Annotated in this window: 15 protein-coding genes, 1 tRNA gene and 1 pseudogene; 9 read left to right on the top strand and 8 right to left on the bottom strand. The window is 40.5% G+C overall.

Annotated elements, in window-relative coordinates; genetic code table 11:
- Window positions 1-218: 218 nt before the first annotated feature.
- Window positions 219-4,766: a UvrD-helicase domain-containing protein gene (locus QJS82_RS05270; protein WP_281491485.1), complete on the bottom strand. Its 4,548-nt coding sequence runs from the start codon at window positions 4,764-4,766 to the stop codon at window positions 219-221.
- 84 nt (window positions 4,767-4,850) lie between these two features.
- Entirely contained in the window at window positions 4,851-9,371 is a 4,521-nt protein-coding gene (locus tag QJS82_RS05265) for an exodeoxyribonuclease V subunit gamma (protein ID WP_281491484.1), read from the bottom strand.
- Between the two features lie 529 nt (window positions 9,372-9,900).
- Between QJS82_RS05265 and QJS82_RS05260 the strand changes: the two genes are divergently transcribed.
- From QJS82_RS05260 to QJS82_RS05245, 4 genes are all read left to right on the top strand, one after another.
- On the top strand, window positions 9,901-10,467 hold the full coding sequence (locus tag QJS82_RS05260; RefSeq protein ID WP_271133274.1) for a hypothetical protein: 567 nt from the start codon (window positions 9,901-9,903) through the stop codon (window positions 10,465-10,467).
- A 65-nt stretch (window positions 10,468-10,532) separates the two neighbouring features.
- Window positions 10,533-11,375, top strand: coding sequence for a hypothetical protein (locus QJS82_RS05255; RefSeq protein ID WP_281491483.1), 843 nt, complete (start codon window positions 10,533-10,535; stop codon window positions 11,373-11,375).
- A gap of 72 nt (window positions 11,376-11,447) precedes the next feature.
- Window positions 11,448-11,523, top strand: a tRNA-Arg gene (locus tag QJS82_RS05250).
- A gap of 166 nt (window positions 11,524-11,689) precedes the next feature.
- Entirely contained in the window at window positions 11,690-12,892 is a 1,203-nt protein-coding gene (locus tag QJS82_RS05245; RefSeq protein ID WP_281491482.1) for a tyrosine-type recombinase/integrase, read from the top strand.
- 393 nt (window positions 12,893-13,285) lie between these two features.
- Here the strand turns inward: QJS82_RS05245 and QJS82_RS05240 are convergent, their stop codons facing one another.
- Entirely contained in the window at window positions 13,286-13,453 is a 168-nt protein-coding gene (locus QJS82_RS05240) for a hypothetical protein (RefSeq protein WP_281491481.1), read from the bottom strand.
- 142 nt (window positions 13,454-13,595) lie between these two features.
- Between QJS82_RS05240 and QJS82_RS05235 the strand changes: the two are divergent.
- From QJS82_RS05235 to QJS82_RS05220, 4 genes and pseudogenes are all read left to right on the top strand, one after another.
- Window positions 13,596-14,123 (top strand): annotated as a pseudogene (locus QJS82_RS05235) (IS1 family transposase); the annotation flags it as partial.
- Window positions 14,123-17,077 (top strand): UvrD-helicase domain-containing protein, encoded by a 2,955-nt coding sequence (locus QJS82_RS05230; RefSeq protein ID WP_281491479.1) that lies wholly within the window; start codon window positions 14,123-14,125, stop codon window positions 17,075-17,077. The pseudogene QJS82_RS05235 and the gene QJS82_RS05230, both read left to right, overlap by 1 nt.
- A 448-nt stretch (window positions 17,078-17,525) precedes the next feature.
- Window positions 17,526-18,266, top strand: a complete 741-nt coding sequence (locus tag QJS82_RS05225; protein ID WP_281491478.1) for a zinc ribbon domain-containing protein — start codon at window positions 17,526-17,528, stop codon at window positions 18,264-18,266.
- Between the two features lie 35 nt (window positions 18,267-18,301).
- Window positions 18,302-19,393, top strand: a complete 1,092-nt coding sequence (locus QJS82_RS05220) for a hypothetical protein (RefSeq protein ID WP_281491477.1) — start codon at window positions 18,302-18,304, stop codon at window positions 19,391-19,393.
- 196 nt (window positions 19,394-19,589) lie between these two features.
- Here QJS82_RS05220 and QJS82_RS05215 read toward each other — a convergent pair whose 3' ends face one another.
- Entirely contained in the window at window positions 19,590-20,276 is a 687-nt protein-coding gene (locus tag QJS82_RS05215) for a DUF4431 domain-containing protein (RefSeq protein ID WP_281491476.1), read from the bottom strand.
- Window positions 20,277-20,375: 99 nt separating this feature from the next.
- Window positions 20,376-20,528 carry a hypothetical protein gene (locus tag QJS82_RS05210; protein ID WP_281491475.1) on the bottom strand — a complete coding sequence of 51 codons (153 nt, stop codon included), beginning with the start codon at window positions 20,526-20,528 and terminating at the stop codon, window positions 20,376-20,378.
- 185 nt (window positions 20,529-20,713) lie between these two features.
- On the opposite strand from QJS82_RS05210, the gene QJS82_RS05205 reads away from it, so the two are divergent.
- Window positions 20,714-20,878 (top strand): hypothetical protein, encoded by a 165-nt coding sequence (locus QJS82_RS05205; protein WP_281491474.1) that lies wholly within the window; start codon window positions 20,714-20,716, stop codon window positions 20,876-20,878.
- Window positions 20,879-21,113: 235 nt separating this feature from the next.
- Here QJS82_RS05205 and QJS82_RS05200 read toward each other — a convergent pair whose 3' ends face one another.
- The 3 genes from QJS82_RS05200 to QJS82_RS05190 all read right to left on the bottom strand — a co-directional run bounded on the left by QJS82_RS05200 (window position 21,114) and on the right by QJS82_RS05190 (window position 25,061).
- Complete coding sequence (locus QJS82_RS05200) at window positions 21,114-21,917, bottom strand: DUF6615 family protein (protein ID WP_281491473.1); 804 nt, start codon at window positions 21,915-21,917, stop codon at window positions 21,114-21,116.
- Between the two features lie 138 nt (window positions 21,918-22,055).
- Window positions 22,056-23,411, bottom strand: coding sequence for a phospholipase D-like domain-containing protein (locus tag QJS82_RS05195; protein ID WP_281491472.1), 1,356 nt, complete (start codon window positions 23,409-23,411; stop codon window positions 22,056-22,058).
- Window positions 23,412-23,462: 51 nt separating this feature from the next.
- Window positions 23,463-25,061 carry a leucine-rich repeat domain-containing protein gene (locus QJS82_RS05190; protein WP_281491471.1) on the bottom strand — a complete coding sequence of 533 codons (1,599 nt, stop codon included), beginning with the start codon at window positions 25,059-25,061 and terminating at the stop codon, window positions 23,463-23,465.
- Window positions 25,062-25,182: the final 121 nt, after the last annotated feature.

Genomic DNA, 25,182 nt, shown 5'->3' with positions numbered 1-25,182 from the left:
ATGGTCTGTTTTTCTCTATATTTATAGGATTAATGGCTATAGTAATTTGTTGCATCAAATTTATTATTTAAACGCCAATCTCAACTTATCGTAGGCTTTTGATTTTTATAGAATTTAAAATTTTAATTGTTTTAACTGAAATTTTAAAAACTAAGTAAACCAATACCTTAGAAAAATAAGTTGAGAGTGGGGTTATTTAATTCATTTTTTATAGTCAGCTAACTTGGCATGCCAAACAATGCATCTAAGGCCTTAATAAAATCAATAGGAATGTCCCACGTCACCATTCCATAGCGGGCACTGCTTATTGATTTATGCTTCATTGAATTACTGTGCATTGAGTTGCTACCGTCAAGCGTATTAGCCTCTTCTGCTGCTTTAATAGCTAACGGGGCAGCTGGATCATATACGCCCCGTAAAAAGACATACTCCACAGCGCCCAAATATTTATCTTCATTGCCTGTATAGTCATGAATCCTCATCGATAAGAATCGATGCAATGCCACCTGATAAATTGCTGCTTGTAACCAATACCCTGCTTTGGACATTGCTTGCTTGAGTGTATCTTCGTCATAATCGCTTAGGCTATTTCCTAAAAAATTACTCTTATAGTCGACGACGTAATACTTGCCAGCATGCTCATACACCAAATCAATTTCACCACGTAAATAACGATATAGATGCGCTTTGTTTTGCGGAACAAGACTGACGTGTTTATCGATTTCATTAGGTAGGTACTGCTCAAAGAGTCTATTAATATCTTGTGCTTTAAAGCGCTCTGACAGTCCCATATTGAACTCTAATTCAGCGAACCTCTGACTTGCATCAATAGAACATAACGGTTGATTGGACGCTAATAGCGGCGTATGTAGCACCTCTTCAATCCAGCCAATGAGAGCCTCATGCTTGCTAGCATCTATCGAGTTAGAATTAAATGAATCAGTATTTAATGAAGCACTATCACCTTGCTCTTGCTTCTTCGCTTGTAATCGACGACTTTGGGTTTCGGCACTGCTATACAGCAATGGCAGCTGATAGCTACTGATGGCTCTATCGATAACCTGAGACCACTGCGATTTATAGTTAAAATCAATTTTTTCAAATATCTCATGCAAAAACGTACCCGCATTGGCACCTTTCACAAAAGTAAAACGAATATCATCCTCTAGCTTGGGACTTAACTCATCGACTTGGTTGGCAGACTCATTATGATTCAGTGATGGCACAACTGAAACTGAAGTTTCGGTCATATCAATATCTATCGCATCATCAATACGCTCATCCATGATAGCCATTGTCTGCGCCGACTCGTCTAGCTGACGGGCTAAAGCGGTAAAACTGGTCTTAGCCCAACCATAAAAGTAATTGATCTTCATAACTTCTGAAAAATCATCATACTCAATAGGTTCGGTTTTGGGCGTAATAGAATCAGACGATCCACTTTCCGTTAATGGGCCTGCTTTAGCGGCAGCACAGTTATCGTTATAGAACTCATTGACCTTATGCCCTCTAATCATACCTATGGTGCCTTTGAGTCTATCTGGCAATTCAAATTTTGGCTCTGGTGAATCAAACCAATAGAACACCGGCTTTAATTCAAACCCTGTTTTGTTGTGGGGATCTCGCAGTACCACATAAAGCTGCTCACTGGCGCGAGTAAATGCCACATAACCAAGCCGGCGCATCTCATCAAAGCCCTCTTGCGTCTCAATATCGGTATAGTAGCCCTCTGTGGTCGCAGAGCCTTGTACAGGAGAGAATCGGCGCTGATTGCCTGTCGATTGCTGAGCTAGCGCTGACTGATTTTGTTGAATAGTGTCTTGTTGGGTAGGGTTTTGTTGCGCGTTATAGAGATACAACCCATAGTCTTCTTTATTACCTGACTTCCTACTGGCATCGCCCATACCCAGCACATAGACAATGGGAAATTCTAACCCTTTTGATTTATGAATGGTCATCAACTGCACGCCAGACTCTGTCGGTAACGGATACTGCTTGGCCCAATCACTGCTAGGCGCGCTATCTATGTTTTGTCTAAACCAGGCCAGCAGCTCATATTCACCCATGCCGATACCATACTGCGCTAATATATCCATCACATGACGCAAGTCCATAATATGACGTGCGCCTTCTGGATGCGCGGCTAATGCTTGCCAAACGCCTTGCGGCTGCACAGGGCTTTGATCTAACAAGTAATGCATGGCCGATAATATGCCAAAGTGCTGCCAGCGCTGTGTACCTTCTTTTAAATAGCTAATAAAGTCTTGATAGCTTTTCTTATTATCAACGGCTTTTGTATTAGCGCTATTTAAATCTACAGCTCCTGACTCATGGTCAGTCATCATGGCTTTGATATCTTTGATACTCAGGCCATACAAATGGCTGGTCAGCACCCGATTAATCATGTCATGACGATACGGATATAGCATGGCACTCAGCAGCGCTGCCACATCCTCTGCCATGACGGTTTCAAAGATACTGACATCACTGGTGGTCAAGGTCGGCACATTGAGCTTTACCAGCTCATCTTCCACCCGTTTTAAATCTTTTTTGGCACGTGCCAGCACGCTGATATCGCTCGGCTGAATCGGCTTGCCTTTTAATGTCTGACCACTGCTGAGTAAGGTCGCAATATGACGCGCTGTGATTTCATATTCATCGTACTCAAGCTCTTTGTCCTTATCATAAGGTAGGTGCAACACACTCACTGGCTGAGTAGAGAGCACGTCATTTACTAAGTCGCTACTTAGGTCACTGGTTAGTATGTCTGGCTCATTAAACCAAGACAGCTGATTTTCTTGCTTTTCAGCTTTAATGTGCTGGTAATAAATTCCACTACCTAACTGTGCGAGCCTATTCTCATGAGTCACTGGCGCAGGCATACCGAACCAGCAGTTTAGAGCATTAATCACACTGGCGTTTGAACGACGGTTAATATCGAGCGTCCAAAGGCTGCTTTTGTCAAACTGGGCTTTCATATAATTGTAGTTGGCGACATCACCGCCGCGAAACCCATAAATGGCCTGCTTAGGGTCACCTACCAATAATAAAAACTCATGGTTGGCTTTATTGCTACTAGCCTGCTTGTCATTGGCCGACGGTTTACGTTTACTTGTTGGCAAATAGATACTTTCAATCATAATGGCTTGCTCGCCATTGATGTCCTGCGACTCATCAATCAATGCCACTGGATAGTGATGACGAATATAACGTGCCAGCTTCTCTCCTTGCCGACCCGTTAATGCTTGGTTTAAGCGTACCATCTGCAAGCTAAAGGTAGTTTCACCGCGTTCTTCTAGGATAACCGGCAGTCTGTCACGAACCGCCAGCACGATATGGCGATTGAGATTGGCTAAAATATTAATAACGTATTCATCGAGCTTTTTGCTTTCTTCAATATACCGTTTAAAGTCACGAACCACCTGCAACTCATTAAATATCAAATTAACTCTTTCACCGTCTTTTGGCTTGTAGAACTGTTTGCCCATATCATCAGTTTTCTGAAAAGCTTCAATTAACTTTCCAGTATAAGTTTTTTTGTCTGATATGAACTTATAAGCGGCGGGACCAGACTCTTCTAACACTTGAACGATTTTCGGCCAAGACTCTCTGTTATTCTGCAACTGTCCTTTGGGAACTTCATAATATTCGCCGTCAGGCTTAAAAAAAGCATCAAGCTCATCGCTGCGCTCAATGATACTGTGGATAAGCCGCTCATAACCCTCAAAAGAAAAATCACTGCTCACAACTTCATTAATCGGCGCAGAAACAAAATTCAGCGACCGAGTCACATAACTTTTATGATCGCCAACCGCCGTCAGCTTACCTTGCTGATCCATCAATGCGTACAATTTAGGCTGCTCATGATACAGCCTACTTTGAAACTGACGCAGCTCATCATGAACAATACTGTCCGTCACTTGCTCAATACTGCTGTCTTCAATAATAGCCATGCCTTGCTGATGACCGGTCTCGCTACTGTACTCCTTCAACCATTTTTGCGCCAAACTATCCAGGGTGCCGACAAACAGCTTATCCAAGGTGGTTAATACCAGCGCCGTGCGGCGAATGGCTTCTGTCATAGGATAGCTGTATACATAATCAAGCAAGTAGCCGACCAGATGCAGATTGATAGGGTCTTGCATGATGTCATCTAAGCGCACATATTTAGCCTGAGCGACCAACCAATCCTCACGATCTTTCTTTGCTTGTGCACGCTTTTCAGCAGCGGCTTTTTTGTCATGAGCTTTGTTATAAACAATGTCTTGATTCAGTTCATCAACATCTGTTTCAGCGTTTGAATCCGTATTTGAGCTATTGACTGCTTGCTTATCATTATCAGGTGTCACCTGTAGTATATGCGGATACAAACTGTCTTTATTAGCGGGGTCAGCACTTAGGCTATTCACCCATTGCAGCAGCTGATAAAAATCTACCAAACGATCATGAATGCGCTGACGCATCTCTGCAGCCGCAGCGCGGGTAAAGGTCGTCGCGATAATTTGCTCTGGCGCACGCCGTGCTTCAATCAACAGACGCAGTACAATGCCAGTTAGTGTCCACGTCTTACCAGTACCGGCTGACGCCTCGATAAGATGCCGACCCGTCAATGCAACATCAACCGCTGGCATCACCTCCGCCTTACTGTTAGGCTTGGTCATGTCGTGATTCGCAACCTCACTGTCAGTCATACCCTGATATGTATCAAATGAGTGTGGCTGGGTAGAAATATCCATCATATTAGTGGTGGCGGTAAATTCTGTCATAGGGGCGTACACTTTTTATTATCAATTAAACCAAAGGGCAAAAAACGAACCGTTTTAAACAGTTTTAAGTAACCAGCTAGCCTGCTAATTATCTAGACCAACTAGCGCTGTGAACATTGGCTCATACAGCGGCTGTGCTAACGTCGTTAATGCTGCTGATAGGGCTTTAAATGCGTCTTGATCACGCAGTAAGTATTGCCAAATGGCATGCTGCGAGCAGGTATCGTATACCGTATCTACATGATAGTTAGGTCTTAGCCAATCTGAAAAGTCTGCGCGTTTTGGCCAATAGCTGCCGCTCTCGTCTTCACTCTCTGCCGCTTTTGCGCACTTATCAAGATAACTGAGCGCATATTCTGGCAATAAGGTAATCGGTACTTGACCGACTAGCTTGCCAAATATCGCCCACTTTATCAGCTCAACTGCGGCATCTTCATATACAATAGGGCTTAATTTAAATGCGATTACATCTTTATATTTACCAACTTGCGAGTTGGACTTGTTAAAGCGCCAAATACTCACGCCATCATTCAGAGCCACTTGCTCAGCAGTGGTACGTCTGGCAACTTGCCAATACAGATGCGACAACCAAAACTTGATTAAATGCTTGGTGCTGGCAGAATTGGGCAGTATGTTTAACCACTGCTTGGGGGATTGCTCAGCATAGGACACGCCAGCCTGTAGATTAGCTCGATGGTGATTGTCATCTATCGATACTGATGTAGGAACTGATATTGGTACTGAGCCTTTTATCTTAATGAATTGGGGTAATAGCTTCAGTAATGGCGCATCATCAGTATCATTTAATACAGCCGCCAACTCTAGCTGAACGGGATGCTCGGTGGTTGGGGTCAGTAGCTGCAAACCACCTATCTCTCTCGCCTCCAATATCTGAGCATCATCCAAACCATTGTCCAAGCCATTAGCAATTAGCTGCTCTTTAAATTCCTGACATTGCTGCTGCAGTTTTTGTTGTTGATTGGGCAAGGTCGTTTGACGCGCCACACCTGCTGGCATGATTTTTTGATACATTAGAATTGGGCTGTCTTGCGTGGCTGTGCTGTCGGTACTGCTATTAGCTGCATCGCTCGCCAGCTCATTAATCAAATACTCTTTAATCTGATAAGTTGTCAGATTGTCTAGAAATAGCGGCTCTTGATGAGCCATCGCTTCCTCGCCTTGCACCACATGCACCTTTTGAGCACGCAAAAATGCCTTGGCCGGATGCCGCACTTGATAGGCCAATACCCCTTCAACGTCTATCTCTCCAATATTAAATACGGTATCGGAAAGTGCCTTTTTAGTAAGGTCATTAATCTCACTAGAATCACTGGAGACAGCTGTCGCTTCTAGTGACAACATCTCAGCCAATGCATCTAAGGTTGGATTATCTACTTGTCCTAACTGACCTAGAGATTGACCAAGCAGCTGAGCAATTGATTCGTACTGTGCTTTGGTAGGCAAGCCAACCAGTTCTGCATGCTCACTAAATGCTCGGCCCTTTAAGGTATGAAACACTGCTTGCCAAAGCGGCGCAGGCGGGAACTGACGTTTTTGCGCCAGCTTGGTTTTGCGCATGGCTTTATTCAAAAGAACATCTAGCTCATCTGCATTATCAATAAGTCTGTTGTCTTGAATATTATTTTCAGTGTGGATAGCTGCGCTTTCATTCAAATTGAGCTTAGGAGTGTCAGACGCTTGCTCACAAACATCTGCGTCTTCAATGTCTGTTTCAAACAAACTCTCATGAAACGGCAGTGCTGGATGCTCCGTCACCAGCCACTGCTTAATCAATTTAGGTAAATAGCGTTTGAGGCTCTCGGTGGTAGAATCAACATTCTCAGGTAATGTGTCTAACGCTTCAAGCGAGTTGACCTGCCACTGCACCTCACCTTGCAAAAACTGCAATAGCTCACTGACTGGGTTGGCTGGCAGGTGCTCGTGAGTATCCGTCAGACTTTGACCGTTATAAAATATCCAGCAAGCACTGCGTGCACAAAGCAATGCGTCTAAGAACGCACCATTATCATCATCTTCACTGACTCTATCACCGCGGCGTGCATTGGTGGCTTTCATCAAATCATAGCGATTATCAAGATCACGCCCAGGGAATTCAGACAGATCCATATTGAGCATCACCACCAAATCAAAAGGCACGTTTCTTAACGCACCAAATCGACCAAAGGTAATCACCCCAGTCGGCTCGGCACTGACCTGCTGACTCTCAAGCTCCGCCTCAATACTGTCCAGCATAAAACTCAGTTTTAATGGCAACTGCTCAACACCTGCCAGCCTTTGTTCTACTTCTTTTTTGTTAGCATTACTGACACTATCGCTACTGGCGTATTGTCTATAGTGCCGATTGGCCCTCAGGCTTGATTTAAAGCCATTCATCGCATTATAGATGGCGCGCATCGTACGGGTCTGATCGACATCACCAAAATAGCGGTGAATGACCTGTGTCTCAATCTGATCGAGCCAATCTTCCGCTTTTAGTTTTTGTGTATGATCATCACGGCGCGCGGTCAAGCCGGCATAGATACGACAAAGCGCTTCAACAATCATCGCATCATTTAGGCTCACTTGCGGCAGCGGCAGACTCATCTCTGGCAAGGCAGTGCTTGGCCAATCTTCCTGTGCCAAAGGATATAAGCAGTCGCTCAAACTGGCCTCTGGCATCACCAGACCCAAGGTCAATCTATCTAACGCTTGAGCAAAGGTAAATCGGTAGTCATAGTCGTTGCTATCTAAGGTTTGTTTAAGATGCCATTCATCAAAGCCGCGAATAAATCCTGCCTCTACCAGCAAATCACAGCCACGGCTCATCTGGTCATGGGTTAAGCCAAAACTTTCATACAGCGGTGGTAGCATTAGCCAATCAAGCACCTCAGCGGCTTCAAAGCGGGCACTATGGCTGCCTAATAGCTTATAAAAACCAATAATGGCTTCCCATAGCTGACGAATATCTGCATCGACCACACCCGTCACTTTTGCGGGCAGGGTCAAACCGTCTTGACCTTTACCATTGACGAAAATAGAGCTGATCAGCGCATGGTGACGCTCAACATCGGGCAGCAACACGACAATATCGGATATATGCCGTTTTTTCTCACCAAGTTTTAATGGCTCATTCAACCAGCGCCCAATCATGATACGCAGTACTTCAAGTTGACGCTGCAAACTATGACACGAATGAATGCTTAGGCTATTATCTTGCGCAGACATGGCCCAAAAACGCTCTTTCTCAAAGCGTTTATTCTCTAATGCTTCATCGTCATACCACGGCGTTTCTTGCTCGTCTTGATTAGAGCCTGTCTCTAATTGTTTGCTGACTGCTTGCGAAACTTTGGCCGCGGTCGCTTGCTGGGTAGACTGCTCATCCAGCATCAACACATCATTTTGCAAGCGCCTTAATAAACTTGCGCTCTCTTGCAGCTGTTGCGCACTGTCATCAAAATTAATACTGAACTCGTCGCTCAAGCCATCATTGCTATCATCGCCCTCATTAAAGATGTCCTGCCACTCGACGAGTGCATCTTGGTATTGCTCATTACCCGATAAATTAGCAAGCATCGCAAAGGTATCACGTGACTGTTTGCCTAAACGCGACAGCAAACTGTGCCCATAGTCACGTAAGAACACGCTTTCAGGGTTAATAATCTGCTGACGCTGTAGCCACGACTTATCAACAATATCTGCCCAAAACAGCTTGGATGGGTTGTAGTGCAGCAGTGTGATATCCATGTATTGTGACAAGCGCTGTAAAAAGTCGAGCTCGGTTTGTGGCAATTGCTGAATGGTAAAAATGCGCAGAACTTTGGGCAGTTGAGCACGCTCATTCGCCTTGTTGCTTTCTAGCGCTGACCAAAAGGTATCTTCAAGTACCACACGGTGCTGATGCACATCGGCAAACAAATGCGACCATAAGAAACGCTGGGCGACCTCTAACTCTACATAGTGCGCCACCAACCATTCAGGGGTGCCACGTGCATACTTATCGAAGCGCAAGGATAGTGCATCCTTATCCGCTATCAGCGCATCTACATTAAGCTGCTTATTGTGTGACCATAGATCTAACCAGTCCTCACGATGGGTCAAATAGCGGTTAAACACCCTCGCCAAATCACTTGCCAGCTGCCAAATACGCGCATCTTGCTGTGCCTTATCCTGCTGAGCTTCTTCTTGAGGCTCATCAATCAAAGATGCCAGCAGTGGATGAACGGGATGTTTTTCATCAGCGACAATCGCCTCTTGATAGTAAGTCAGATAGCCAAATAAGCGCCACTGCATTACCGTTGGTGACAGCACTGCCACCTCAGGCACATTCAACGTTGACGCTTCAGGGTTTTGCTCTAGTAAATAGGCATTGTGGCGGCTCAACACATCCTGCATCAATGTCCACTGATACTGACCCCAAAACGTCGTCGTCACTAAGGTGCTGATACCCGCTTGGCTTGCAATAGACTTATCTAGCCAATCACCAAGTACCATTGATGGCACAATGACCACAAACTCTTCAAAAATGGGTTGGTTTTTGGACTTATAAGCTTCCAACAACTGCTCAACCAAAAGCTCGGTACGATGGGACTGAATGATTTTAAACATAAAGAATAGTCTGATTGAATTGATAAGGTGAATAATAAAATGGCGTTAAGAAAAAGTAACATGGAGAAGTATGACTGACTATTATAGCGCCGTCTTTATAGTAGCTTCTCAGTAGACAGCGCACATCGATGGCGGTTAAGAAATGCGACAAGCAGTACTCACCAATCTATGTTTCTAGGTCGTTACTGGACTGTATTTCTGCTAGCATACTGAGCGTAATCTAATAGATAGCCGCATAAAAATAATAGCAACGGTTAACGACGAGCGACTTATTAATAATAAGCCTAGGAAATTGTAAAATAAGCGGATATTAGTGTGCCATTGATGCTGGTTATTTACCAGTCTATTCATCGCGGCAGAAGTACCGCGCGACAGTCAGTGTCGTGCTATTATGGCGCTTAATTTGCTAGAAGACTATTTTTCTGCAAAACAAGATGTTGTTATTTTTATTGATTGTCTTATACCGCTGTTTACCGTTGTTGATACTTAACTATTTAATCTTTTTATATTGACGAGATACTATAATACTATGCCTTTGCGTCCCATTGATGCCATCTTTGTCCATCCTAAACGACGTTTATATGTTGTATACTATCGCGGTGAGCTGTGGGCACTGCCGCGCATGAAAATTGATGATAGGTCATGGCAAAACAGACAGCCCTATACCGATGATAGCAGCTCGCTTTATTTAAGCATTCATCAAGCCATTAGCGACCCCGTGCTCGCCCAAAAACTGCGTACTTTAAACTTGCCAGCGGCGGTTCGCGGCAGTACGTTACCACGCTTTGAGGCATGGTGGGAGACAAATGGTTTTAAATGGCTCAAAGATAAGCTTGCGACAGGTGAATCGCCTTTAGCCGCGCACCAAACGGTAGCGCCCAAAATAGCAGTGGCAAAAGCGATTGACAAGCAGACGGTTTCCCCTTCAAACTACCAAGCTGCGCCGTTAAATAACGCTAGCAGTATCAAGAAAAATAGCAGCATTAAACAAAAAATTAGCGAGCAACAAACAACAGCTCCTGCTGTAGAAGCGACAGATATTTTTGCTGATATGCTGGCTGATTTGGCGGATGAGGTGTTAAATCAGCACGAGTAAATTTGCTACCATTCGTTATTCATTTAAATCACTGATTACTTTAACCAGAAAAAGAGCGGTAACTTATGAGAGACTACAAGCTGCTATTAGCCGGGCTTATTTTACTGCTGCTGATTATTTTTATCGCCATCTTTACTTGGTTATGGACCAGCAATCGTAAAAACATGGATCCTCTGCCTATTATGGCAAATGATAATGATGCATCAACGGCGACAGCGGATGATGAAAACGCCATTGCCAAAAGCACCTTGCATATACAAGCAGAAGACAGGATACAAGTGCCTTTAGATGCTGTTATCACAACCTTTCAATCACGCTATCCGCATGTGCAGATAGTCACAAACTATGTTAATTCCGCTGCCCTTCTAACGCTATCTGACAGCGAATTTGCCGACAGTCATCGCACTGACGATGAGCGCGCATCTTATGTCGTGAATACCGATATAATTATTGCTAATAGCAAGCTGTCAAAAGAGCGCCTATCTCTATTGCAAGAACAATTAAAGGCGGCTCAAGATAAGCACAATCAAAATAAAGGGAAAAATAATAGCGTTCAAGAGGAAACAGCGGAAGATGGTCTTAATGAAAATAATGAGACTGATACTGAAGTGGCAACTCAAGCTAAAAGTGACAATACCGATACCCGCAGCCTTATCTCATTTAGCTATGCGTTACAAGATACGCAAGCAGTAGATGGCGTTGTATTGACGCAAAACCCTGCTGCTATTAATTTTAGAAACTTTTTGCTTTCAAGTACCGGACAAGACATCTTAAGCCAGCATGATTATAACAATATTGACGGCTATAAGAACGATATGGATGATTTATTCAAACCGAGCTCAGGCGCCAAACAAGCAACAGGCGAGCTGAAAGTAGATGTCGCCGACGCCCTTAGCAATGGCAAGTGAGCATAAAGCCCGCTGCTTAATGATTACTCATTGCTTTTGTAATTGGTTTTTTCTACAATAGCACTCCATTACGCGCTTATAGCTCAACAGGATAGAGCAGTTGCCTCCTAAGCGATCGATCGGGGTTCGAGTCCCTGTGGGCGCACCATATAACATACCCATAAAACCCCGTAACGCCCCATTATCAAGGCTTACGGGGCTTTTTTATGACCTTTATCTAATCTTATCTACCCATAAAGAGCCTATGCTTACTGTATTAATTACAGTATTCTATACAGTATATTAGAATTAACAGCGAATAGGATACTGTAAAAATGGCCAAAATCGTAAAACCCCTAACCAATACCCAAGTCAGCCAAGCTAAGCCGGGTAGCAAAGCCTACAATCTAACAGATGGCGGCGGCTTATATCTTCATGTTAGCAAAGCGGGTGCGAGGTCATGGCGTATTGACTTTACAACGCCTGTGACTAAAAAGCGCGTAACCATGACGCTAGGCCAATATCCTGAGATTACTCTTGCCAGCGCTAGGCAAATGAGGGCTGATGTTAAGTATCATTTAGCAAATGGTGACGACCCTCGTAAAGTAAAAAAAGATGATGAGCGTCAACAGCTATTAGAGTCTAACAATAGTTTTGCTATGATTGCAGAGGAGTATATATCAAGGCAGACACACCTCTCAAAGGCCACCCATAAGAACAATAGACGTTACGCGGCATATCTAAGTGAACACATTGGTAGCATGCCTATCAGTCAAATAGAGCCTATTGACGTGCTTGAAGCTTGCAGAGGCACTGAGAGTAAAGGACATTTAGAGACAGCTTTAAAGATGAAATCTCTGGCAGGACAAGTATTTAGGTATGCTGTTCAAACGGCAAAAGCAAAGAGAGATGTGACCCAAGATTTGAAGGGCGCATTAAAACAACCGCCAACAAAGCATTATCCCGCTATTGTAAACCCTATTGAATTTGGTCAAATGTTACGATCAATAGATGATTACAACGGCTCATTTGAGGTGAAGGCTGCATTAAAATTAATGCCAATGTTATTTGTCAGAGCTGGAGAAATGAGATATGCTAAATGGACTGAAATAGATTTAGAGAAAGGCACCTGGACTTTTACTCCTAGAAAGACAAAGAGAAAAACAGGCGTGTCTTTAGTAGTACCCCTGCCAGCACAAGCATTGGCGATATTTACTGAGTTATCTAAGCATAAGAGAAGTGAGTTCGCATTCCCAGCTATTCACACCACCGTCCAACCAATGAGTGAGAACACCATGAACCAAGCGCTAAAGCGACTTGGTATCAGTGGTGATACCCATACAATACATGGGTTCCGCGCCAGCGCCCGCACCATGATTTCAGAACAGCTTAAATATGATGATAAATACATTGAGATGCAACTAGGACACAGGGTCAGAGACTTGCATGGCCGCGCCTATAACCGTACTCAATATTTAGATGAGCGTAAAAAGATGCTGCAAGAATGGGCAGACTACTTAGATAAATTAAAATCATGAGCGATAAAGCAAGATATATATAAGCTTCGTAGTGAGCCCTATTATCAAGGCCATAAAAGTATTGCTAACATTATGTTTAATATAGCACTAGCAATATTTTATCACTTAGTTTTTACTTGGGTGGTATTCTCAATAATAAGGTTTAATAACACACCTAGAAATGGTTTATTAAATGATAATTTCAAATATATACTGGTACGATAGCCTTTCTCTTATCGTACGTTACAGCTTATTAGCACTGGCGTGCCTTTCTTGATAATTTTGATTAAATTAGCACCATCATATCCACCCTCATAACTAACACTATAGTATTCATCGATTTCTATTGTCATTGGAATGCGGTAGCATTTCTTTTTATTAAGCTTCAATCTCTCAATCTGAGGATTGTCTGACTCAAGCGCAAAATACTACAGTCTTTCCTTTATATGTTGTCATGCCATCATTATCCGTAGTACCGATCTTTAATGGTGCGGCTGGCTTTGCTGCAGGGGCAGCATAAGCTGATACACCAGTAAGGGCTAATGCTGCTGCAACGGTAAATGATACTAATTTACTTTTCATATTAAATCCTTTTTTGGGTTGGTTGTTTTGCTGAAATGGCTTGGTTTGGACTGTGTAGGTTATCGCGTAATATAATTAGAGCATTTAATCAAAAAGACAAGTAATCGTTGGTGGTGTATCAGAAAGTATGCTGAGGGAATAAAGGAGAGTGATAGTTAGAGGCTGTGGCATTAGAGATATTGCTATTATAGCCTCAGTTAGCATTGGTAAAGTGCTGAGCACCATAGGCTCATCCGTATATAAGATTGCGCCTAAACAGACCTACTATGAACGCTTAGAGGTTAATGAGTTCTGGACCTACGTGTATCGCAAGAAACGTAAAGTCTGGCTGATTTATGCTTATGACCTTGTTACCAATGAGATTGTCGCTTATGTCTGGGGCAAACGTGATTTGAGAACAGCTAAGAAGCTAAGAGCACGTCTCAATCAGCTCAAAGTCAGCTATGACTCTATTAGTATCGACAACTGGGATAGCTTTTTGACGGCTTTTAAGGCAGATCATAAGCGAGTTGGCAAACAGCATACGGTAGGTATAGTAGGCAATAACTGTCGCTTGAGACACCGATTACGTCGAGCCGTTAGAAAAACCTGCTGATTCTCGAAAAAGCTTGATAATCACTTTGAGGTATTCGATCTGGTGTTCTTTTATGTCAATTATGGCTACGTCTGATGCCAGCATACTTTTTAGAACACCACCGCTTATTAAAGCTAGAAACTGAAAATAGTCTAATTTCTGAAGCATATAAGAGAGTAAAAGTGAAAGACATTATTACGGTTGATCAATTAAATTTTAATTTTCTTGGTAATATTTTTGGCAAAAAAGGCGTCCGTCTGACAGATCAAGGTTTGTTTATAGACACCAAAAAAGGACAAACAGAGCTTATCTCTTTCGCTGAAGCTAAGAGGTTCTCTTATATTGAAGAAGGATTCTTTGGCGCAACTCTATTTGTTCACAACAATCAATCATTGCAAGAACACAAATTTTTATCCAAAACTAACTCTACAGCGTTTTTAGAGTCTATCAACAAAAAGATTGCTCACTCATTACAACCCCATCTCCTTAACCTAATTGAAGACTTTAACCTTCGAGTTTTGAGTAACTACCCTAGAGATTCTAAAATAGAACCAATCAAGTCATTAGCAGATGAGCTGTCTATATTTTATAAAGATGCTAAGGTGCCATGGAATTACTTTAGCAACTCTAAGCTGTTTAGCGAAGTTGAGAAGATACACAACCTCTACCCTATCAAACAAGAAACCTTAGGCGCGTATCATGAAAAAATCAACCTAGAACGAAGAAAGTCTTTTTTTGATAGCGTAGAGTCAAACCCGTTGACTGATGAGCAAAGACTGGGTGTACTTCGCTCTAATGATAAGAACATGGTACTGGCTGCTGCTGGCACAGGCAAAACCTCTGTAATGGTTGCCAAGGCCCTCGACCTTATTGATAGAGGACTAGCAGCACCTCAAGAGATTCTAGTTCTGGCTTACAATAAATCAGCTGCTGAAGAGTTAAAAAAACGGCTTGCAGATAAAGCTGAGAACTCAGGCATCGTATTAACTGAATCCCCTCAAATTTCAACATTTCACGCTTTAGGTAGAAAAATCCTAGGGGATTCTGGTATCTCAACCTATATGAGCGTCTTCACTGAAGACAGCTTAAAGCTTGGTGCGTGGGTAACAGAGTGGCTAATAGAGTATTTAACACAAGATCCCAAAAGAATGGTCGATTTTATATCGCTATTCCCAGAACCTGTGAATCCTTTCGACTTTAAGACTCAAGAAGAGTATGAGCGGCATATCAGAGACAATGAGTTTAGAACGCTCCAAGGCGAGTTGGTCAAAGGGTATCAGGAACTCAGGATAGCTAACTGGCTGGCTATTCACAAGATCGCATACGAATATGAAGCGCGTTATATCAGTAAGCGTAGAATTGACATAGGTTTTGACTACCAACCTGATTTTCATATATCGGACTCTAATATTTACGTCGAGCACTTCGGCATTGATAGGCAGGGTAATACTCGACCAGATATTGATAAGCAAGCATATAACGAGTCTATAGATAGCAAGCGTAAATTGCATAAAGAGCTTGAAACAGTTTTAGTGGAAACATTCCATTATGACTGGACTGAAGATACACTCGAAGCTCGTCTTGAAGAACGACTAGCTGCTGTTGGGGTTATTCCTGATAAAAACTCAGTTGAAGAGGCTTCAAAAGAATTACTCTCTAAGCTCAAGGAAGGCAATCAAATTGCCACTTGGAGCAAAATGCTTATTAAGGCTTTACAAGCCACTCGATTTGAAAGGCTCAATGAAAACTCAATACTTGATAGACTAGAAAAAGCTGGCATCTCACAAGCAAAGAAAAAGACACGCATTCTGACTGACTTGCACAACGCGTATGTTGAAGAGCTTGTAGCTACTGATTCAATTGACTTTGACGATATGATTATTCGTGCAATCGCAGTTATAGATAATGGTCAATATAAACCTCAATGGAGATATATTCTTGTTGATGAGTTTCAAGATATATCAGCTTCTCGGATGGAGTTTGTTAATAGTATTATTGAGAAAGGTCCTGATCCCTCATTAACCGTTGTCGGTGATGATTGGCAGTCTATCTATCGATTTTCAGGTGGTAAACTTGAGCTCACTACTAGATTCAATGAGCTGGTTGGACCACACACACTAACAATGCTCCAAAAGACCTTTCGCTATAACAATAGCATTGCTGATACTGCTGGGACGTTCATCATGGAGAACCCTGAACAGTATCAGAAGCACATCAAAACGCATGACATGGCACATGAGTCACAAGTATATTTATTAGATGATAAGACTGGTGAAGAGAATGGCGTCTATAGTAGGGTCGCTGAGGTTGTTAGCAAGATCCGAGCAAACGACCCTGAGGGTTCAATAGCGATTATTGCTAGATATAATTATTTGCTAAAGGATTCACGTGATTTTCTTGGTAAAGAGAATTCGCAAGGCATTTACTTCTGGAGCTTCCACAAATCTAAAGGGCTTGAAGCTGACTATTGCATCTTAATTGGGTTTTTCCAAGGAAAAAGTGGCTTCCCCAATGGAAACCGCGAGGACGCTATACCTGAGGCACTACTTCCAACATTAGACTCATTCCCTCATTCTGAAGAACGACGTTTGCTGTATGTTGGTATAACGCGTTGCAAAAAGAAATCGTATATTATTGCTAGCCCGACAGCCCCATCAGAGTTTGTCCTTGAACTATTGGCCCCCAAATATGACATCAATATCTTTTCTAAATCGTTCCAAGAACGCCATAGAAAGATATTCAAATGTCCTAACTGTGTAAACGGCTATCTACGCTTAATCAAAGGACAGTATGGCAGTTTTTATAGCTGTAGCTCTGGGAAAGGTTGTTCGGTAGGTAAAGCACGTGTCTGTACGAAGTGCGAGGCACCTTCGGTCGATAGAGAGCATGATAGTTTATGTAACAACAGGGACTGTGGTAATTCAATGAAAATCTGTAATAAATGTGGTCGCCCCATGAAAATGCGCGAAAGTAAATTTGGCAAGTTTTGGGGCTGTAGTGGATATGGCATTCCCAACGATCAATGTAAAAATACAATCAAGATTTTCTAAGGATTTAATAGCTGTTGACTATCTATATTGAAGCGTGCCAGCTCCACGTTATTTTTAAATACATCTGTAGTAAGCTAGACTATAGCGCATCAATAGCACGTAACTGATCCAGTCAAAGTAATGAACTTATTAAACCAAAGCGCATTGACGGTACACATTACTAGCGTATGCACGATATTTTTAGCTTTAATTATCACTATACAGATGTTTGATAGTAATTTTAGATTATTTACATAAGAGTTTTTATGGGAATACGTTCGGTGCGTTATATAGGCATCGAATTATGTCTCATTTGAATATAAAAAGGATATACAAGAGAAGTCAGACCTACGGATAAAACAATCACAAGCACCGCATTTTGAGATATAGCGGAATTAAAAACTAAACACCTGGGCTAAGAACTTATGTTAAAAATACGTTATTTAGAGAGCTATATGAGAACAGTGAAATGGTAAACCTAGTAAATTGTGAGGATTGTGGAAATTCAGTTAGTCGCAGGGCATTAGCTTGCCCCAATTGTGGTTCGCCTATTCAAGAACAAGCGTTTAACAAAGAACAAAAAGCTCTTGAAGAAAAAGAGCCTGTTAAAGAATTAGCGATTGTTACGTTAAAAAAACATGTAAAGCCAGAGCCTGTAAAGTCTGACTTTCAGAAGGTTTTAACTTGGTTGCCTGCCCTGATTGTAGGGTTATTTCTCATCTTTATAATGGTTATATTATCAGTATCATCACTGTCAGTATTACTCGCAGTAACAGCAATTGCACTACTTCTACCACCAGCCCAAGAAGAAATAGCTGAACACTTTAGTATCAACAAACTAGTTTTATACGTTATTTCAGGAATTTTAGTATTGTTTTTTATGGTAGCGTCTACTCCTGAACTCAGTCCAGAAGAAAAATCTGAAAGAGAAGCTGAAAGAGCGAGCCAAAAAGAAGCTGAGTCAGTATCTACAGATACAAGTACAGCAATGCTTGCGATGCGATGCGAGCTCGTTATCAAACCACAGCTTAAAAACCCCAAATCTATGAGTGTGGACTTTAATAATACTAAACGTTATCGCACTAACGAAGGCTTTAGTCTAGAAATGAGCTATTACGCTGAAAATAGCTTTGGTGCAAATATGATAAACAAAGCACTATGTGAGTTTGATGATCGCGGTACTTTAATTAACATTACTTCTCTAGAGTAAAGATAGTTGTTAATTAACTGCAAAGGATGAGGTTTATGACTGGTAATATTAAGAAACCAAGTATGTACTTAGACCAAAATGCTTTAGATGAATTGAGGAAAAGAGGAAGAGACGATCATTTTTCTGCTCTTAAAGATAAATATAGCTTTGTTTATTCCAATAGTACTTTAAGAGAAATTCATAAAGCCGGAGTTAATGCTGATGATAGTGAGAAAATAGCAGAATTTATTATTTTATTAACTAAGCTAGAGGCAACTTATTTCCAACTACCTGACATTTCGTCTAATTTTGATGCTAGACCTTATGAATGTAATGATACGCCATGTAATGTCTATCTCAGATTTCTTGATGAAGACCTTAGATATGATGAATTTACACAGCCTATGGAGAAAATAGGTCTGGCTGTTCATAATGGCATTGGGGATTATGAACAGTTTGGTGACACCCAAATAAGTTCTATGTTGGCTTTAAAATATTTTTTGTCAGATAACTTAGCCGCTCTAGAGCTTGAAGGTGCAAATTGTACTGATGAAAACACTAAATCGCATTTAGAGGCATGTATTGATCTGTGTCGTCAAAGGATGCAATCTCTTGAGTCTCAACTTCATGATTTTCAAAAAGACGTAAGGTTTATTAATGAAAAATTTAAAGAAGCTAATCAAGATCAAAGCATTAGTAAGACTTTTCGGAATGCATACTGTATCAATGTCGATAATCTTAAGAAAATCGAAGGATTTAATGCTTTAAATAGAATATTTGCATATTTAGATGAGGTTAAGCCTGAGAACTTACTTCAAATAAAAGAGATTTATAAGGATATCTTCGATGAGGATAAGAGAATATTTAACAGAATTTTTATAATCTATGATTTTTTAAACTTGATTGGTTATTACCCTGATGAGTCCCTTAATAAAGAAAATAAGCTTTTAAGATCAAACCTTGACCGAAGTCATGCCACGTTAGGTTGCTTTTGCGATATTCTTGTGACTCATGACAAAAGATTTATAAAAAAAATAAAGGTAATATATGAGCATTTTAATATAGCTACCAAAATATACGATATTAAAGTGTTAGACGACCAAACCAGTTTTAAAGTGCTTTATGATTTAGTAGAAGAGATAATCTAGATGATTGATCATAAATTTCATGAGAGCCCGTCATTCCTAAAAAACTGTACAACTACATACTCTCTGTTAATAGACTATAATTTAACCGTCAAGCTACTGCATTACATTGCTTGATCGGGGGTAAACTCCTCATTGAATCGTTAGTTTACCAAGTTTATCTCTACGGTTTTTTCAGAATAGCTCAATATTCAAATCTTTATCGAACATCCAAATTGATGTTGGCAACTTTTATTAAAAGCGCCGTATTATGATATCCAGTATGTCGAGAATAAGGCATTCCATGTACAGTGACCAACTTACCTTGTTTGTTTTTATACTTACCATAATTATCAATCACAAGCTGAAATTTATTTTGTGATGCTATTTTAGTTAGTTCACCAGTAGTCATATCAGACTTATAAGAGCATATTGGCTTTTCTGTTTTTAAAAACCAATATGTCATTGGTTTATCTCCGTTTTTAACACTCTCATAGTTAGGAAGACCAGGATATGTTTCTTTCACAATACGTCCTCTAACTGAAGAATAACTGCCACTCACCACACAAGAGCTCGGCGCTACAAATCCTGTACTCCCTATTATTTCAAGCTCTAACTCTCTGTTAAAGTACCAGTCTTCTATGCACTTAGAAGTTGTACAGTTATGATTTCTCCATTTTATAGCATTTTTACCATTTGCTTTAAAAGCTGATGAATTACCCACAACTCGCCTTGCAAATATATAAGTAGAATACAAGTTACTATCCATGGTGGATAAGCGAATATCACTACATATCATTTTCTCAACTCTTTGAGTTGCGTTTGAACAATCAAAGCTCGCTGAATAACTGTTAATATAGACACCTAAACATATAAGCCCCAAACTGTATTTAGCTAAATTATTCATATCTAGACCTTTTACATATTCCTCTGAAGCACCCCAAAAAACCAAGGAGATATCAAATCGATATTTTATTTATAGAATTACACTCCTATAAACGTATAGCTATATTTCTAAGCGCGCCGCCAGTACCTGTCTGATACGTAGATCTGACTTAGCTTGAATGTCTTTACCCCAGTTCGTTGCTCTTGCAGACACCAGCTTACGGTAGTTTTCGTCCTCGCTCATTTGTATGGCGTTCAGTGCTGACGTTGCCACACCAATTCTAGAGCCTTTTTTAGCTGCATCGAACGCTCTCAGTTGTACTGTAAACTCATGAGCTCTAGGATCAGTACATCACTGTCCAGCCAATGAGCGAGGACGCCATGAACCAAGCTCTAAAACTACTTGGTATCATTGATGATACACATACAATACATTGATTCCGCGCCAGCACCCGTACCATGATTTTAGAACAACTAAAGTATGATGATAAATACATTGAGATGCAGTTAGGTCATAGGGACAGAGACCTGTATGGCCGCGCCTATAACCGTACTCAGTATTTAGATGAGCGTAAAAAGATGCTGCAAGAACGGGCGAATTATTTAGATGAATTGAAATCATGAGCAATGAAGTAGCTCTACTGAGTTAAATCGTCATAAGAGTCTGATAGTATTTACCTTGTTGAGTTTAAATTACGAATTCTTAAGACTGTCAGCTTTAAACACAAATAAGTAGGGTGTTTTTTTGACTATTTCAAGGTTAACTATCTTCAGTATCGAATAGCTTATGTAGTAATACAACCATTAGATAGTTAGTCTTTTTTTATCTTTTACCTTGCCAGCAATGAGGTTAGTGTTTCTATCGAGCATCAATTACTACAATCTGTCTTGGCTCTATATCTCCATTATTTTTTCTCATTTTTTCAATTTCCTGCACTAGCTTTTTGTCCTCATTTATATTTTGTTGGTCACTGTTCAATATCAACTGAACATAATTAGGTATCACCTCTGTTTTACAACTTTCAATTTGCTCAATAAGTTCATCTGTTAGTGCGCTTTTTTTTGCCAGTGACTCTGTAAGTGCCTCTACAATATTTTGTACAAAGTTTTTTTTGACTATGTTCTTTTGGCTTGAATCACAAAATAACTCGTAAAAGTGAATGCACCTATCCAGAATTTTTGTTTTTGGTAGTGCTGATCCTTTTGGTAAATTCGCAAATTTTTCAATATCTAGGGCGCTGGCAATATAAACACCACAGTCTGGCGTTTTTGAGTGGGGACATAGCGCTGATTGGCTATAAAACATATAAAGAGGTACTCGTTTATTATTACGTGCATAGCTTAAAAGCTTTTGAATTTGTTGTTTAGTATAATCTGGATAGCTAAAGGCCTTACGATATGAGTTGTGTTCGATGGATATTTTTTTGGCTTGTATTGCCAAAGGTAAACTAAAGCTTTTACCTACAAACCATATTTCCATCTCAAAATCTGCACCTGTAACTCTACTTTCCTGAAATTTGGTAAATGTCTTGGCAGTAAAATGCGAATACTTTCGGTTGGCTAAAGCCCATCTCCAGAATAAGTAGTCTGTGATGGACTCTTCTCCTGCTGACTGTACATAAGTACTAAAGTCAATTACTTCCTCTTCGATATCTTTATGCATTTGGCAGAGCGACATAATTTACTTCTCTATCTAAGTTAATTGCGCGATGACTCTTGGCTTTGATCATATTACATATATTTAGGACGTTAAGAATATATGAGCCATAAGCCATTAATCACGCCTAGCTCATAAAAATACTTATACACTATTAGCCTCAAGATAATCAATCTCTTCAATCAATTGTGCCTTGACCTCTTCAAAATACATGTTCCAATCAGCAATGTCACTGATGGTCTGATAATCCTCACTATCTTTAATTGCAAAAATTTCTTGCTCAACCCTCTCAATTTTGTGTTTGAGTATTTGAATAACCACTTTAAGCTGATCAGCTTTACTGACGGTTTCTGATCTTGGTTTGAATATACCTTCCTTTAAATCAGACAGCGTTCTTTTTACCTCAGCAACATCATTTTTTCTGTAAGCTTCATTAAGCTGAATGAACATTTCTTCAGCGATATCTTTCATCTCTTCATTAACACGATCTGGATGGCATATTTGACTGGCTTGACGGTATGCTTTCTTTAACTCTACACGCTCATCATCATTCAGCTCATAGATCGTTTTTTCTAACTCAATTTCAATGTGCTCGTTATAATCTTGTTCATCCTGCACAGCTTCTGCATATTCTTCAGGATTATCTTCAGTAGACACTTTTCGTAGATGTAGCAATCTCTGAATATAGCTTCCAAGTTCTTTTGTATGCCTGTGATGAAATTCTGAGCGCAGTTGTTCTAACTCTATTTTTTCATTATCGTAGGCGTTGAGTTGGTGTTCGAGCTGGCGTATCTCGAGCTTTAAAGCGCTGACGTCAATATCGTTATAGATGACTAAGGCATGATGGTTTTTGATGAACTGATCAATGAGTGTGATTGCAGTCTCAAAGCTGTGCTGATGCAAAGCTTTGGTGATATCCGCAATATCTTGTTGAAAAGCATATGCCTTCAGCTTGGTGTTTTCGCGTGTGATATCTTCTACGTCTTCTAGGATAACGTAATTTTTGATAATCTCGAGACGTTTAATGATTTTATCGAGAGGCAGCTCTGGCGTGGGATCTTTGTGATCAAAATAGGTATTACGAATTTTCTTAAACTGTTTGATGAATTGTTCGGCTAAGACGCTATCGCCTTTAGTAATCAGGATATTCTCATGATTCTTTTCGGCTTTATAGCTCCAGTTATAAGAGCCGTTAATCACCGTATCACTGTCTATCACACAAAATTTATTGTGCATCAAATCTTGTTTACCATCACCAATCAGGTAGGCTGCTGAGTGACCAATATCCAACTGGCTATAATCAACATAGCTTTGCTGATTAATATGGTCGTTAGATAGCATCAACTGAACGGTGACACCTTTTTGTGCTTTATCGATGAGCGCGTTAAATAAATTTTGGTTGGTAAACCAAGCAACAGCAATATAGATACTGTGCTCGGCTTGCTCAAGCTCAAGGCGAATACGCTCAGCAATGTCTTCAAATACGGCTTCGGTTTGCACGTTTACTCACCTTTAAAAAATTAGTGTTACAAAATAATTTTAAGATATTAATCAGAGAATCACTTTAACTCTATTCTGATTGATGCTTGTAGGCAATTCCCTCACCATGGTATTTCTAAGGTCAAGCCTGGTTAAGTTTTTAAGCTGTCCAATGCTCTCAGGTAATTCGCTAAGCTTATTACTACTAAGAAAAAGCTCGATTAGATTGGTCAGATTACCAATACTCTCAGGTAATTTACTAAGCTCATTTCTACTAAGAAAAAGCTCGATTAGATTGGTCAGATTACCAATACTCTCAGGTAATTCGCTAAGATTATTACCATGAAGACTAAGCGAGTCTAGATTGGTTAGATTACCAATACTCTCAGGTAATTTACTAAGCTCATTATTACTAAGATCAAGCACGGTTAGATTGGTCAGATTACCAATACTCTCAGGTAATTCGCTAAGGCCATTATAACCAAGATTAAGCTCCGTTAGATTGGTCAGACTACCAATACTCTCAGGTAATTCGCTAAGATTATGACTCCAAAGATCAAGCTCCGTTAGATTGGTCAGATGACCAATATTCTCAGGTAATTTGCTAAGCTTATTACCGTGAAGACTAAGCTTGATTAGATTGGTCAAATTACTAATACTCTCAGGTAGCTCGTTAAGCCTATTATTATAAAGATTAAGCTCGGTTAGATTGGTCAAATTACCAATACTCTCAGGTAATTCGCTAAGCTTATTGTTACTACTAAGATCAAGCACGATTAGATTGGTCAGATTACCAATACTCTCAGGTAATTCGCTAAGATTATTATTACTCGAAAGATCAAGCTCGATTAGATTGGTCAGATTACCAATACTCTCAGGTAATTTACTAAGCTCATTTCTACTAAGATCAAGCCTGGTTAAATTGTTAAGCTGTCCAATACTCTCAGGTAATTCGCTAAGATTATTATAATCAAGATTAAGCTCAGTTAGATTAGTCAGATTACCAATACTCTCAGGTAATTCGCTAAGCCTAACACCAAAAATATCAAGTGAGGTTAGATTAGTCAAATTACCAATACTCTCAGGTAGCTCGCTAAGCCTATTATCCCGAAGACTAAGCTCGGTTAGATTGGTCAGATTACCAATACTCTCAGGTAGCTCGCTAAGCCTATTATCCCGAAGACTAAGCTCGGTTAGATTAGTCAGATTACCAATACTCTCAGGCAATTCGCTAAGTCTATTATTCTGAAGATTAAGCTTGGTTAGATTGGTCAGATTACCAATACTCTCAGGTAGCTCGCTAAGCATATTCTGCTGAAGATTAAGCTCGGTTAGATTAGTCAGATTACCAATACTTTCTGGCAATATTTCGAGAAGATTGCCACTAATATCGAGCTCTGTTAATCCTAATAACATCTGTCTATTTCGCGGAATTTTCTTCTCGGATATTGTAAAACTATCTGCCCAATTCCATATTTCTTGCATCCAGCTGTCATCAACTGCTAATTGATTAGCCTTACGCGAGGCGATTGCTGACTTCAGGATAGAGTCTGTCAATGCTAATAAACGGCCTTTACCTTTTACAGTTAAGGCATGACCGTTCTCATCAGACTTTACGAGAGCGTGAGACTCTGATTTCTTTTGATCAGTATTATTATCATTTTGAGACATAGTATTTTTAGCTTTTAAAAGGGTTTATTGAGCATCGGGTAAAATCATAGTATTTATTGATAGTAGGAAGCTAGACAACCGCTGATCTATAAAATACTCTTAGTTTTTTATAGAATATATG

It is taken from the genome of Psychrobacter maritimus (genome assembly GCF_029953575.1).
GTDB classification, from domain to species: Bacteria; Pseudomonadota; Gammaproteobacteria; order Pseudomonadales; family Moraxellaceae; genus Psychrobacter; species Psychrobacter maritimus.
Note: the sequence above shows the minus strand (reverse complement) of the source record. Positions and strands in the feature narration are given on the sequence as shown.